This window comes from Sphingomonas sp. P2_B6 (assembly GCF_056404755.1).
This window is the reverse complement of sequence record NZ_JBFUDK010000001.1, coordinates 389,006-402,668: the sequence shown is the minus strand read 5'-3', so window position 1 is coordinate 402,668 and position 13,663 is coordinate 389,006. Positions and strand designations below refer to the sequence as shown.

Below are 13,663 nucleotides of genomic sequence, written 5' to 3'. Positions count from 1 at the left end.
TCGCTCACTGCTGCAGTTCCCGGATGGCATCGCACACGGTGGCGATGTGATCATCCCAAGTGGGCGCGCGCCACGGCACCAGGCGCTGCATCTGTGCGGCATGGAGCGGGCCAGCACGGAAGTGATCGAGAATGTGTGCGCTCCAGGCTGGGCCATCCAGCGGATCGAGAAAGTCGGGCACTCCGCCCCCTGCCTCGCGCAGCGCGGGCAGATCGCTGCAGATCACCGGCGTCCCCATCGACAATGCCTCGGCGACCGGCATCCCATAGCCTTCCGCGAAGGAGGGCAGCAGCAGCGCGCGCGCGCCGCGCAGCAGTGCCCGCATGCGCTGGTCTGAACACCCGTTGAGCTCCTCAACATGTCCCTGGAGCGCGGTGCAGCGTTCGAGCATATCGATTACCTGCTCATTCTCCCAGCCGCGTCGGCCGACGATGATCAGGCGCGGGACGCTGCCCGGCGGCAGCGCGACCGCCAATGCCCGCCACAAGTTGAGCAACAGCAGGTGATTCTTGCGCGGCTCGATCGTGCCCACGCAAATGAAATAGGGCTCGGTCGGCGTTGCCGGGGTAAGCGAAGGAATGGGAATGTCGTGCGTGCCGAGCAGCGCGACGCGCATCGCGACATTTCGGCCGGTCCGATCGAGCCAAGGGCGCAGCGACTCGCCCGTCGCGCCCGAATTTACGATGACGCTATCGGCAAGCTCTGCGATCGTCTCGATCCGGCGCCTGTGCAACCTGGCGCCGTCGGTACGCGCATATTCGGGATATTCGATCGGAATCAAATCATGCACCAGGCAGAGGAATCGCGCCCGTTCCCGCGCCAGAATGCGCCTGACCAACGCCGGCCTGGTAAGATGATGGGGCGACGCCTGAACATAGACGCTTCCGGGCGATCCGCGTGCCACCTCCGGCAAAAGTCCCAGCAATGTCGGGAGCACTTCAACGAGCGGACGCCTCTCGACGCCACCCTCCTGATTTTCCCAGCGCCTTTCCAACGTGTCGAGAAAGCGCAGTGCCTTTGGATTCGGCAGCCTGCCATACAGGCCAAACGGGTGCACCGCCGCAAAGCGGAGCCCGTCGCCGAGCCGCGCGTGCAGCCCGCGCGCATAGGCCATCTCAACGCGATCGACGCCCGATGGCGTGTGATGCCGCGCACGCGACACCAGGCGAGACAGGTCGAGGACGACTTGCCTGGCCATCAGGCCCGTTGCCCCCGCAACCGGCCCTGCATCTGACGAAAACGCGTCACCCACCCCAGGCGATTGCGGGCCGCTCCCTGGCCGATGCGTTGAATCAGGACCTCGGGCGCGCAGGGCAGGCCGGTCACCGGGTCGAGATAGCGCGGATAGACGATCAGCACCGCTGCGATCAGTTGCTCCAGCGTCAGATGACGTCCGCGCCGACCTGGCACAGGTGCGAAATCGCGGGTCAGTCCCCAGCCGGCATAGAAGGGCGTACCGTGGCACGCCACCTCGCGCCCGCGCAGCAACGCCTCGAATCCGGTCAGAGACGTCAGTACGTGGACGGCATCGACCTGATCCAATAACGCCGCCATCCCGCCGCCCTGGACGATGCGGTCGGCATATTCGAGCGCATCCGCTTCGCTGACTGCGCCTTTGCGATGCCCCGCAATCACGTCGGGGTGTGGACGGAACCAGATTTCCGCATCGGGCTCCCGCGCGCGGGCGCGGCGCAACAGCTCCAGATTGGTCGACACCCCCCCGCCGCCCAGGCGGACCGACATGTCGTCTTCAACCTGACCCGGTACGAGTACCAGTCGGCTTCCATTCCGGCGAGCAGGGAAGGCATGGCCGGCGTCGCTGCCATATTTGCTGATTCCCGCCTCCAGAATCGTCGTACGCAATCGCGCGGCCCGGGCGAGCAACGCGGGCGGGAAGTCTGAATCGGCGAGGAGGGCTTCGAGGTCGCTCGGCCCACCCGGATCATAATGGATGCCGCGCCGATCGACCGCGACCGAGGACGGCGGCACGAGATTGCTGCCAAGGCCCGCCGACCGAATGAATCCGTCCTCGACGCGGATCAACGCCACGCTCTTCGCCGCCGCCGTCGCGGCCATGTTACCGGATACGCGCGACGGCCATATCGCGACCGCACCGCCATGCCGGGCGGCGTAAGCGAGTGCTCGCCTTTCGGACCAGAAGAACCGCAGCGCGTGCTCGGGTGTCCACAGGAACCGCGCAATTTCCGGACGCTTCCACCAGCTGAATCCGCATGCCGCGATGATCGTGCGATTGGCTTCGAACATTCCGCGCCATTCGGAGAGCAATGCCACCACCGCCTCGATACTCGTTTCCCTTGCGAAAAAGGGGTCCCGATAACGGACGCACATCAGGTCTCCGGCGACAATGCTTCGCAGCCGGGCGACGTCGTCGCCAGGCGCGCCGAACCGGCCCTCTGACAGGAGATGCACCCGCGCACCAGCAATCACCCCAAGCGCGACCCACTCGTCGTCACCATGGGCAACCAGCGCGACTCCGCGATCCAGGACGGACCAGGGGTCGATCGGCCCGGTCGCAACGAACCCCTGGGAAACGGCGGGGGTGGGAACGACTCGGCCGGCGTCACTGGCTGGAGGAACCCACAATGTTGAGGCGCGCTCCGCCTCCGGCAGTGCCGCCAGCGTGGAATCGACTTCGGTCGACGAGCGGGCGCGGAGGATCAAGGTCGCCCTGCTGTCCTGGCTATGTGGTGCCCAGAAGGCTCCCCCGACGCGCGCATCGCGGATCACCGCAAAGAGTTGGTCGATCGCGTCGGGCGTGAGGTCCGCGGTGACGGCTCCGCATGGCTGGGTGACCGACGCATCCGCTCCGGGAAATGGCGGCGCGCGAAGCAGCGGCCTGCTCGTCTCCATCACAGCGGCTCGCACTGGTCCCGCCGCGCTCACGCGCAGGCGCCTCGCTGCGGACGACGGCGAGTCCATAACGTCGATGGCAGGGATCGGGCGCGTGTCATCGCCCAGCTTTCCCGCAATGCTGCTTCCGATGCAAGCTATGGTCAGGGTCGCTGATCCCAGGCGAGGAGTCGGAGCTTGCCTCGTTCACGGGCGATCAGGCCATAGGCGCCGGTTCGCAGCTTGAGTGAGGGAAGCCCAGCCGCCTGACTCGCCAGCGCCGGATCGGATAGCAACGCAAAGCGCGCCGCGCCATTGCTGGTCACGATCAACACCTGGCCTTCGCCCGCTCGCCACAAATCCTGCCAGCCCTGGATCCGCTGGTCGGCATCGACGATCCACCCATCTGGCGCTTTTGCCTCCGCATCCCAGGCAGAGAGCGCTTCGTGCCCGATCCTGCTGACGACATTGTCCTCGGTCTGCCCCTCATCCGGGCCATGATCGATCTCCGTCAGCCAATGGGCGGACTCGACGACGGGAGTATCCGGCAGATGAGCGAGAATGTCGGCGATCGTCGCCTGAGTCCGCTCCAGCGCTGCCGCCAGGGCGCGGTCGAATCGACGGCCCTGCCGGGCGAACGACGCGCCGAGCGCATGTGCCTGCTCATGACCGCTCGGCACGAGCGGCAGGTCAGTGCGCGCGCCGATCCTGCGGGGGGCCTCATCGGAGCCGAACGTGTTGCCATGTCGGACGATCGTGACGATCAGATCCATGATTGAGAAGGTTCGCCATGCTGCGCGATGAGGCTTTCCGCCAAAGCGACATCATCCCTGGTGTCGATGCCGGACATGGCGTGCGGAGATGCGGCTACTTCTACTGTCAGAATATCTTCGCCCGTCTCGAGGAAGCGCAGCTGCTCAAGGCCTTCAAGCAGTTCGTACGGCGTCGGCGCGGTGTTTTCGAAGCGGTCCAATGCCGAGAAGCGATACGCATAGAGCCCGACATGCCGGAACACGGGCGAAAGCGGGTTCTGGTCCCGGAGCTGCGTTTCGCCGCGGATCGAGGGAATTACCGACTTCGAAAACCACAATGCGCGGCCGTCCGCGTGCCGCACGCAGGTCGTGCCGCTGAAGGGGGAGGCCAGTTTGTGCCCGCGTAGCGCATCGAGCGCGTCCCAGGAAAGCTGCACGACGGGCGTCGCCACCGCACAGCTCGAACGACGCAGCGCTGCGATGAGCGCGGCAATCATCACCGGCTGCGCGAAGGGTGCGTCACCCTGCAAGTTCACGACAATCGCGGGCGCGATCTCGCGATCGCGCGCCACCGCCCAGGCGCGCCCCGAACCGGAGCTGATCGCAGCATCGGTCAGGACGGCGTCGCAGCCCAGGCTTCGGGCATGGTCCAGGATGCGGACGTCATCGGTGGCCACGATGACATCGGTGTTGCCGACGCGGCGTGCGCCCTCCTGGGCGACGGCCACAACCCTCGACAGCAAGGTCCGACCCGCGATCTGGATAAGCGGCTTGCCCGGCAGCCGCTGGGACGCGAACCGCGCGGGGACCACAATCAGGTCGGGCGAAATGCTGTCAGGCAACGCCCGCACGCAGGATGTCGTGGAGATGAATCACCCCGACCAGACGCATATTCTCGCAAACGAAAAGGACTGACACAGCGTTGTCGTTAAGGATTCGAAGGGCATCCGATGTCAGCGTTTCCGGGCCTACCGAGATCGGCGACGCATTCATATGCTCGCGGATATCGTCGCCGAGGTGTTTGCTCGCGAAGCTGCGTCGCAGGTCGCCATCGGTAAAAGCACCGACGAGGTGGTCGTCATCGTCGACGACTGCGGTGCACCCATAGCGCTTGCGGCTCATCTCGAACGTCGCATCGAGCAGGGTGGCGCCGCCCCGTACCATCGGCACATTGTCGCCCCGCGCCATCAACTGCGCAACCGTCGTCAATTGCGCGCCGAGCCGGCCGCCGGGATGGAACGTCAGGAAATCGGACCGGGTGAAGCCGCGCCGCTCAATGAGCGCCACGGCAAGTGCATCGCCAAGCACCGCCTGGACCGTGGTCGACGATGTTGGCGCCAGCTCGTTCGGGCATGCCTCGCGAACCGAGGGCAGGGCGAGGCAGATATCGGCCGCCCGGCCTGCTGTGCTGTCTGCATTTGCGGTCGCGACGATCAGCTTCACGCCGAAGCGCCGGCAATAGGCAATGATATCGCCGAGCTCGGTCGTCTCGCCCGACCAGCTCAAGGCGAACACGATATCGTCGAGGCCGATCATCCCGAGATCGCCATGGCTCGCTTCACTGGAATGCAGGAACAGCGAAGGCGTGCCGGTCGATGTCATGGTCGCTGCAATTTTACGGCCGACCAATCCGCTCTTCCCCATGCCGGTGACGATCAGGCGCCCCGACAAGGCGCTGATCGCGGATATTGCGTTGACAAAGCCATAACGTAGCGGCGGCGCGCGCAACGCCTCAGCAAAGGCCTGAAGCGCATCAATCTCAATCCGCGTTGTACGGAGTGCGGAAAGCAAACCCGACTCGTCTAATATACTTGCAGCCGTCGCCTGCATAAAACTCCCCAAAACCCACAGCGCAGCAAACCGATCGGTCACCTTCTAAAGTGCTATCACGTTGACTTCCAGTGTTTCTGCAGCGCAAGGCCTCGCAACGCGATCGCTTGTTGCTCTAAAGAGACAGGCCACCTGCGGGCAAGCGAGAAGGGGGTAACATGCGTCTGTGCGGGAAAGAGATTGGTCCAAATCGGCGCATTTTTTTCATCGCCGGCCCCTGTGCCATCGAAAGCGAGGTCTTCGCGCTTGAAACGGCGACGAAGCTTGCCGGAATTGCCGACAGGCTGGGCGTTCTGCTGATCTACAAGAGCTCCTTCGACAAGGCCAATCGCAGTTCAGGAACGTCCTTTCGCGGCCCTGGCATCGAAGAAGGGCTGCGCATCCTGGAGAAGGTGCGGGAGGAAACAGGACTTCCCGTCCTGACTGATGTCCATACGGAGGATCAGGTCAGGATGGCGGCGGATGTCGTCGACGTGCTGCAGACGCCCGCCTTTCTGGCGCGGCAGACCGATTTCATCGCGGCGGTCGCGGCATCGGGCAAGCCGGTCAATATCAAGAAGGCGCAGTTCCTTGCTCCCGGAGACATGGTTCATGTCGTTGCCAAGGCACGCGCCGCTGCCGAAGCAGCGCGTGTTCCGACCGATAATTTCATGGTGTGCGAACGCGGTGCCAGCTTTGGCTACAACAACCTCGTGTCGGACATGCGCAGCCTCGCGATCATGCGGGACACCGGATGCCCGGTGGTATTCGACGCGACTCACTCGGTGCAGCTTCCGGGCGGGCAGGGCGATCGCTCGGGTGGCCAGCGCGAATTCGTGCCGCTTCTCGCCCGAGCGGCGGTGGCGGCGGGGATATCGGGCCTTTTCATGGAAACCCACCCCGATCCCGATCGCGCGCTATCCGACGGACCTAATAGCTGGCCGCTCGATCGGCTGGAAGGACTGCTGGAAGGGCTGGTGGCGATCGACGCGCTGGTCAAGGATGGCGGAACCGATATGTTTCCATAGTGCAACCCACTGCGATGAGGCGTTCGATTGACATGCTCGCACATGTTCCGATCTCGATTGGTATCCAGCTGGCGTGTTGGGGCATAGGCCATCTGTTCCGGGCACCTGCCAGGGCGTCGATCTGGATCGGTTGCTTCGCCGGTGCCGCTGTCTGCGTCATGCGTGAGATAACCCAGCGCGAATATCAATGGATTGAACAGTTCGGGGGCGGCCGCCGCGCAAATATGCCGGCCTTTGCTGGCCTCGAAGTCTGGGAATGGAACAGCCATTCTATTTCGGAAACGATCGTCGCGATTGCCGCGTCCGTTACCTTGGCGGTAATCGTGGGCAAGCGCGCCTAGGACTGCGATGGCCTGACAGCGGAGCGTGGACTGACTTCGTTGCCTGATCTCGGCCGCTCACCTACCCAACTCAAGCCCTCGGCAACACCCCGCGCAGCAGTCGTTCGACTCGTGCGACAAGATCGCTCACCGCGAACGGCTTGGTGAGAATCTCCATGCCGCGCTCGACATGGCCGTGATTGAGCACCGCGTTTTCGGCATAGCCGGTGATGAACAGGACGCGCAGATCGGGACGAAGCGCGCGCGCCGCGTCGGCGACCTGGCGGCCGTTCAGCCCGCCGGGCAGGCCGACATCCGTGATCAGCAGGTCGAACCGGTCGCTCGACTGCAGCACCCTGAGACCTTCCGGACCGTCGGCCGCCTCGGCGCAGTGATAGCCGAGCTCGCCAAGCGCATCGACGACGAGCATGCGAATCGTCGGTTCGTCGTCGACGACGAGGATCCGCTCGCCGCTGCCCTGCGGGGAGCCGGCCGCGTCGCTCTCGTCACCCTGCACGTCTTCCTCGCCGAAATGGCGGGGAAGATAGATGCAGACCATCGTCCCCTGGCCCACCTCGGAATAGATGCGGACATGGCCGTGCGACTGGCGGGCAAAACCATAGACCATCGAGAGGCCAAGGCCGGTTCCCTCGCCGACCGGCTTGGTGGTGAAGAAGGGGTCGAACACGCGGTCGAGCACGTCCTTCTCGATGCCGGTCCCGGTGTCGCTGACGCACACCGTGACATATTGTCCGGGAACAAGCCCGCGCTCGGCGGCGGAGCGCGCGTCGAGCCATTTGTTGCCAGTCTCGATCGTGATCCTGCCGCCGTCGGGCATGGCGTCGCGGGCGTTGATGCACAGGTTGAGGATTGCGTTCTCGAGCTGGTTGGCATCGACCAGGCTCGGCCAGAGACCGCCCGCCGCGACCGTCTCGACCGCGATCGAGGGGCCGACCGTGCGGCGCACCAGTTCGGCCAGCTCCGCCATGAGGCGGTTGATGACGACCGGCCTGGGCGACAGGGTCTGGCGGCGGGAGAAGGCGAGCAGCCGGTGAGTCAGCGCCGCCGCCCGCCGCGTGGCGCCCTGGCCGGCGGACAGATAGCGCTCGACATCGCTGCCACGCCCCTGCGCCAGCCGCGTCCCGATCATCTCGAATGCACCCGAGATGCCGGCGAGCAGATTGTTGAAGTCATGCGCCAGGCCGCCGGTCAGCTGGCCGACCGCTTCCATCTTCTGCGCCTGACGCAGCGCTTCCTCGGCATCGCGCAGTCGGTCCTGTTCGCGCAGTCGTTCACTCACGTCATGGACGAACTGATAGGCGCCGATCTGGCGCCCGTCCTTGTCGCGCAGCGCGTTGAAGCGCATCTCGTAATGGCGCCGATCACGACCGGGATCGCCGAACTCGGCGACGGCGGTGAACTCGTCGCCGGCAAGCGCCCGGCTCCACATCGCCCGTACGGCGGCCTGGCTTTCGGGCTGGTCGGCGAGGAGGTCGAGCAGGCTGTCGCCGACCTTGGGATAGATGCCGAAGACGCGCTCGAACTCGGCCGCCGAGGCGCCGTTGACGGCCAGCAGGCGATAGTCCGCGTCGACCACCTGGACGAAGGCATTGGTGCCCTCGACGATATCGGCCAGGATCTTGCGTTCGGCCAGCGCGTCGTCGACGCGCGATTCAAGGGTGGCGTTGAGCCGCACCAGCTCGACCTCCGCCGCGCGGCGGGCGGTGATGTCCTGGAACAGCACCGCGACCTGGCGGCGCTCCGGCGGCTCGATCCGGAAAGCCGACAGCGACAGATAACGCGCGGTCGCCTCCAGCTCGCGCTCGAAGCGGATCGGCGTGCCGGTCTCGAGCACCGTGCCATAGCGCGCCACCCAGTCGCCGGCTTCGAGCGGCACCATGTCGCGGACCTTCTGCCCGACGACATCGGGAATGCCGGCATGCCGGGCATAAGCGGCATTGGCCTCGACATGGACATAGTCGCTGAGCGGTCCGTGCGGCCCGTCGAGGAATTCGATGATGCAGAAGCCCTCGTCCATCGAATCGAACAGGGTGCGGTACTGGCCTTCCTTCTCGTCGCGTTGGCGCAGCGCGAGCCGTAGGTCGAGCTGGCTCATCACCTGCCCAGCCAGGACCTTCAGCGAACGCTGCTGCACTTCGTTCAGCGCGCGCGGTTTCGTATCCAGGACGCAGAGCGTGCCGATCGCATGGCCGTCGGGCGTCTTCAGCAGCGCGCCGGCATAGAAGCGCAGATGCGGCGCGCCCGTGACCAGCGGGTTGCCGGCGAAGCGCGGATCGGCGCTGGTATCGGGCACCAGCAGGAAATCTTCCTCGAGCAGGGCATGAGTGCAGAAGGATGTCTCCAGCGGCGTTTCACGCACACCGAGCCCGACCTCGGCCTTGAAGAATTGCCGGCCCTCGCCAATCAGGTTGACGACCGCGATCGGCGTTTCGCACAGGTCGGCGGCGAGCCGCGCGACGTCGTCGAAGATCGCTTCGGGGGGCGTGTCCAGAATGTCGTACCGCGCCAGGGCCTCGCGCCGGCGCCGTTCTGAATCCGCGACGACATCATTCATCGGTAAAGCGACCGCCCCTTGTTTTCGCCGGCCTCGACGGCCAGCCAGCGTGCTTAACCTAAATTGACTGTTTTGGTTGCGCCAGCGCCGCGTCACGAATCGGTCAGGGCTGCTCCGCCAGCGAAAAGATGCGCGTGGCGGTCGTCCATTTGGCGCCGTCGCTGGCCCAGGATAGCGGGCGCTGGACACTGTCCATCCGCGTTTCCCAGGCTTGTACCGCGGCATCGATGGTGTCCGCCGCCGCCTTGGCCGCAGGGTCGAAATCGGCATTGGTCTCCATCACCATGACCAGGCGATTGCCGGTGCGGTAGATCTCCATGCCGGTGATGCCCGCCCGCCTGATGCTCTCGCGGATGGGCGGCGGCAGGGCACCGGCCGCATGCCATGCCTCGTACCGCGCGATCGCTTCCGCCTCGTCGACAAGGTCGATCAGCAGGATATGGCGCATATCTAGTTGATCCAGCCGCCGTCGATCACATGCACCGCCCCGGTGGTGAAGCTCGCCTCGTCGCTGGCGAGGTAGAGCGCCAGCGCGGCGATCTCCTCGGCGCGGCCGAGCCGGCCCATCGGCTGGCGACCGATAAAGGCGCGGTGTGCTGCCTCATAATCGCCCGTGTCGTGCAGCCGCTGCTGGAGCGACGGCGTATCGACGGTGCCAGGGCAGATCGCGTTGCAGCGGATGCCCCGGCCGACGAAATCGGCGGCGACGGCCTTGGTCAGGCCGATCACCCCGGCCTTGGTCGCGCCATAGGCGAAGCGATCGGGGATGCCCTTCACCGAGCTGGCGATCGACGATATGTTGACGATCGCACCCCCGCCCTTGTCGAGCATGCCCGGCAGAAAAGCGCGGATCGTGCGGTACATCGCGGTCATGTTGAGATTGATCGAAAAAGCCCAGGCGGCTTCGTCGCAGTCGAGGATGGTGCCGCCCTGCACGACGCCGGCGACGTTGAACAGGATGTCGACTGGCCCGATGGCATCGCGCAATGCCAGGATCGCGGCGGGATCGGTCACGTCGAGCGCGCGGCAGTCGATGCCGTCCAGCCCGGCCAGGGTGACGGGTTCGCGATCGGTCGCGATCACGGTCGCGCCTTCCGCGGCGAACAACAGGGCCGAGGCGCGTCCGATGCCCTGTCCGGCGGCAGTGATGAGGGCGGTCTTTCCGGCTAGTCGCTGAGTCATGATGCCTCTTGTCGAAGGGGGATGTCTGCCTGGGCGAGTGCCGTCCACAGCGCCTCGGGGACCGGCGTGGCCAGCCGCACCAGCGTGTCGCGCAACTGGGGGACGCCGACAATACCCGGGATCACCGTCGCGACCTGCGGATGGCGAAGCGGGAATTGCAACGCCGCGGCGGGAAGCGGCACACCGTGCGCCGCGCACATCGCCGCCAGTTGTCGAGCGTGCGCCAGCATGTCGGGCGAAGGCGGCGCATAGTCGTAATGCAACCCACTGCCGTCGCCGAGATCATGCCGCGCGAGAATACCGCTATTATACGGGCCGCCGATGATCACGCGGACGCCGCGCTCGGCGCACAGCGCGAACAGAGCGTCGGCGCCGCGATCGAGCAGCGAATAGCGGCCGGCGAGCAGGATCACGTCCAGCGCGACGCGCGGCAGCAGGTCGAGGCAGATCGCGACTTCGTTGACGCCGATGCCGATCGCGTCGACCGCACCGGTATCGCGCAGCGCGCGCATTGCGGCGTAACCGCCGTCGAGGAAGGCGCGGCGGTGATGCTCGTGCCGATCGCCATGAGTTACCACGCCGAGATCATGCGCCAGCAGGATTTCGACCCGGTCGCGGCGCAGGCGTTTCAGGCTCGCCTCATACGATCGCCGGATGCCGTCGGCGCTGTAATCGAACACGGGCTCGAACGGATCGGCATCGACGAACCCGTGCCGCGTCCCGCGAGCAGAGGTTGGCTCGAGCAGACGGCCGACCTTGGTCGAGACGATTGCATCATGCCCGGCGAGCGCTGCACCCAGCCGCCGTTCGGCCAGGCCGAAGCCGTAATGCGGCGCGGTGTCGAAATAGCCGATGCCGGCCCCGAGGGCTGCGCTGACGGTCGCCTGCGCCTCTTCGTCGGACACGGCACGATAGAGATTGCCGATCGCCGCCGTGCCCATGCCGAGGCGGGGGAGGGCGATGCTCATGTCCGTGTCCGGGGATAGAAGGCGCGCGCGTTGCGACCGAAGACGGCATCATGCTCGCTGGTCGGGATCGCACCCCGGGCGAGCGCCAGCCAGGCGGCATAGTCGCCGCGCAGGTTGATCACCGGCCAGTCGCTGCCCCAGATCAGCCGGTCGCCGCTGAACAGCGCATGGACCGCGCGGATATAGTCAAGCACGGCCTCGGGGGGCTGGTCCGGGGCCGTCTCGGTCAGCAGGCCGGAAAGCTTGCAGGCGATCAGGGGATGCCGGGCCAGCGGCGCGATCGCCTCGTGCCAGCGGTCATGGCCGCCAGCGCCGATCTCGGGCTTGGCGGCATGATCGATCACGATGCGCAGGCGCGGATGCCGATCGGCAAGACGGCCGAGCGCCGGCAGGTGTCCGGGCCGGATCAGCGCGTCGAGGGTCAGGTCCCGATCGGCGAGCGCCGTCAGCCCCGCAGCCAGCGCCGGATCGTCATAGGCATCGGCAGGCAGATCCTGCATCATCGGCCGAATCCCGACCAGCGGCCCCGCCGCGATCAGCGCGTCAAGCCGAGCCCCGATATCGGTGGTGGCGAGATCGACCCAGCCGACGACGCCCGTAACGAACGGCGAGGCGGCAGCCTGACCGAGCAACCAGTCGGTATCGCGGTCGCTCTCTTGGCTCTGGACCAGGATCATGGCGGTTGCACCGAGCGGCGCAGCCAGCCGCTCGATCTCCACCAGCTCGTGATCGCGGTGAATCGCGGCGAGATCAGCGGTCGGCCAGGTGCAGTCATTGCGGCCGAGGTGCCAGATATGGACATGAGCGTCGATCAAGCGCGGGCACCCAGATGGCTCCGCGCGAACAGCGCCACCACAGCGAAGCACAGCGCCGGCACCGCCATTGCCGCGCGGATCGTGCCGGCGTGGTCCGAAGCGACGCCCATCAGTGCGGTGATGACCGCGCCGCCGATGATCGCCATCACCACCAGCGACGCACCGGGCTTGGTCAGCGGCCCGAGGTCGCGCAGCGCCAGCACGAAGATCGTCGGGTACATGACCGACATGAAGAAGCTGGTGGCGACCAGCGCGGCGACGCCGACCGGTCCGCCGATCATGGTGGCAAGCAGGCAGAGCAGCGCGTTGATCCCCGCGAAGCCGAGCATCAGCCGCGCCCCGCTGATCTGTGCGAGCAGCGCGCTGCCGACGAAACGGCCGAGCATGAACAAGGCAAGCGAGGCGGTCAGCAGCCAGGCGGCGTTGCGCTGACCGAAACCGGGCAGGGCCGCATCGACATAGCGGATCAGATAGCTCCACACCCCGACCTGCGCGCCGACATAGAAGAATTGCGCTGCGACCCCGAACAGATAGTGCGGCCGTCCGAGCAGGGCGCGATAGCCGGCGAGGCTGCCAGGCCCGGTTTCGCGCGGGCGCAACGCCCGGGTCGGGAAACGGGTGATCGCCAGCAAGGCCGCCCAGCCGAGCACGACGGCTGCGATCAACATATAAGGCAGCCGCACCGCCTGGGTGTCGGCGATGGCCGATTGCGCGCTGTCGCCGGCAGGCAGGATCAGCAAGGCGCCTAGCGTCACGCCGGTGATCGAGCCGAGCGGGTTGAAGGCCTGGGCGAAGGTCAGCCGGCGCTCGGCGCTTTCGGGTGGGCCAAGCTCAGCCACCATCGGATTCGCGGCGGTCTCGAGAAAGGCGAGCCCGCTTGCGATCACGAACAGGGCGAGCAGGAAAAAGCGATAGCTGAGCGCGGTCGAGGCCGGCCAGAACAGCAACGCGCCCAGCCCGAACAGGCCAAGCCCGAAGATCACCGCGGCCTTGTAGCCGAAGCGCTGCATGAACAGGGCGGCCGGAATCGCGAAGCAGAAATAGCCGAGATAGAAGGCCGACTGCACCAGCCCCGACTGGAAATCGCCGAGCGAGAAGACGTGGCGGAAATGCGCGATGAGCACGTCGTTGAGATTGTTCGCGACGCCCCAGAGGAAGAACAGTCCGATCACCAGGATCAGCGCGCGGCGGCTGGTGGTGTCGGTGGGGTCCGAGGCCATGGCGATCGACGGGGCCGTTCCGTCGATGGTGGTGCCTGACAACGGCATGCTCAATCCTCCCATGCCTGCTCGCCGGTCGCGGCGGCGTGCTTTGCCCAGTGATAGCCGATCGTTTCGTCATTGTGAAATGTGAAACATGTTTTC

Annotated in this window: 13 protein-coding genes; 2 read left to right on the top strand and 11 right to left on the bottom strand. The window is 66.0% G+C overall.

The window, feature by feature from the left end:
• Window positions 1-4: 4 nt before the first annotated feature.
• The 5 genes from AC1DX5_RS01755 to AC1DX5_RS01735 all read right to left on the bottom strand — a co-directional run bounded on the left by AC1DX5_RS01755 (window position 5) and on the right by AC1DX5_RS01735 (window position 5,432).
• Complete coding sequence (locus AC1DX5_RS01755) at window positions 5-1,198, bottom strand: glycosyltransferase family 4 protein (protein ID WP_465177094.1); 1,194 nt, start codon at window positions 1,196-1,198, stop codon at window positions 5-7.
• Complete coding sequence (locus AC1DX5_RS01750) at window positions 1,198-2,871, bottom strand: capsular polysaccharide export protein, LipB/KpsS family (RefSeq protein ID WP_465171823.1); 1,674 nt, start codon at window positions 2,869-2,871, stop codon at window positions 1,198-1,200. The genes AC1DX5_RS01755 and AC1DX5_RS01750 overlap by 1 nt, the downstream gene beginning before the upstream one ends.
• Before the next feature lie 143 nt (window positions 2,872-3,014).
• Window positions 3,015-3,623: a histidine phosphatase family protein gene (locus tag AC1DX5_RS01745; protein WP_465175672.1), complete on the bottom strand. Its 609-nt coding sequence runs from the start codon at window positions 3,621-3,623 to the stop codon at window positions 3,015-3,017.
• Entirely contained in the window at window positions 3,614-4,444 is an 831-nt protein-coding gene (locus AC1DX5_RS01740; RefSeq protein WP_478014031.1) for a 3-deoxy-manno-octulosonate cytidylyltransferase family protein, read from the bottom strand. The genes AC1DX5_RS01745 and AC1DX5_RS01740 overlap by 10 nt, the downstream gene beginning before the upstream one ends.
• Complete coding sequence (locus AC1DX5_RS01735) at window positions 4,437-5,432, bottom strand: KpsF/GutQ family sugar-phosphate isomerase (protein WP_465173869.1); 996 nt, start codon at window positions 5,430-5,432, stop codon at window positions 4,437-4,439. The genes AC1DX5_RS01740 and AC1DX5_RS01735 overlap by 8 nt, the downstream gene beginning before the upstream one ends.
• 158 nt (window positions 5,433-5,590) lie before the next feature.
• Here AC1DX5_RS01735 and kdsA point away from each other — a divergent pair, with 158 nt between their 5' ends.
• Complete coding sequence (kdsA, locus tag AC1DX5_RS01730) at window positions 5,591-6,439, top strand: 3-deoxy-8-phosphooctulonate synthase (RefSeq protein WP_465175674.1); 849 nt, start codon at window positions 5,591-5,593, stop codon at window positions 6,437-6,439.
• Between the two features lie 32 nt (window positions 6,440-6,471).
• Entirely contained in the window at window positions 6,472-6,780 is a 309-nt protein-coding gene (locus AC1DX5_RS01725; protein WP_465171826.1) for a hypothetical protein, read from the top strand.
• Window positions 6,781-6,850: 70 nt separating this feature from the next.
• Here the strand turns inward: AC1DX5_RS01725 and AC1DX5_RS01720 are convergent, their stop codons facing one another.
• The 6 genes from AC1DX5_RS01720 to fucP form a co-directional block, all read right to left on the bottom strand.
• Window positions 6,851-9,334 (bottom strand): PAS domain-containing protein, encoded by a 2,484-nt coding sequence (locus AC1DX5_RS01720; protein WP_478013907.1) that lies wholly within the window; start codon window positions 9,332-9,334, stop codon window positions 6,851-6,853.
• A gap of 103 nt (window positions 9,335-9,437) precedes the next feature.
• Window positions 9,438-9,782, bottom strand: coding sequence for an L-rhamnose mutarotase (locus AC1DX5_RS01715; RefSeq protein WP_478013906.1), 345 nt, complete (start codon window positions 9,780-9,782; stop codon window positions 9,438-9,440).
• A 2-nt stretch (window positions 9,783-9,784) separates the two neighbouring features.
• Window positions 9,785-10,516, bottom strand: coding sequence for an SDR family oxidoreductase (locus AC1DX5_RS01710; RefSeq protein WP_478013905.1), 732 nt, complete (start codon window positions 10,514-10,516; stop codon window positions 9,785-9,787).
• The gene (locus AC1DX5_RS01705) at window positions 10,513-11,484 is read right to left on the bottom strand and encodes an aldo/keto reductase (RefSeq protein WP_478013904.1); all 972 of its coding nucleotides are present in this window, start codon (window positions 11,482-11,484) and stop codon (window positions 10,513-10,515) included. Before AC1DX5_RS01705 ends, AC1DX5_RS01710 begins: the two co-directional genes overlap by 4 nt.
• Entirely contained in the window at window positions 11,481-12,299 is an 819-nt protein-coding gene (locus AC1DX5_RS01700) for an amidohydrolase family protein (protein WP_465171831.1), read from the bottom strand. The genes AC1DX5_RS01705 and AC1DX5_RS01700 overlap by 4 nt, the downstream gene beginning before the upstream one ends.
• On the bottom strand, window positions 12,296-13,519 hold the full coding sequence (fucP, locus tag AC1DX5_RS01695; RefSeq protein WP_478014030.1) for an L-fucose:H+ symporter permease: 1,224 nt from the start codon (window positions 13,517-13,519) through the stop codon (window positions 12,296-12,298). The genes AC1DX5_RS01700 and fucP overlap by 4 nt, the downstream gene beginning before the upstream one ends.
• Between the last annotated feature and the right edge of the window lie 144 nt (window positions 13,520-13,663).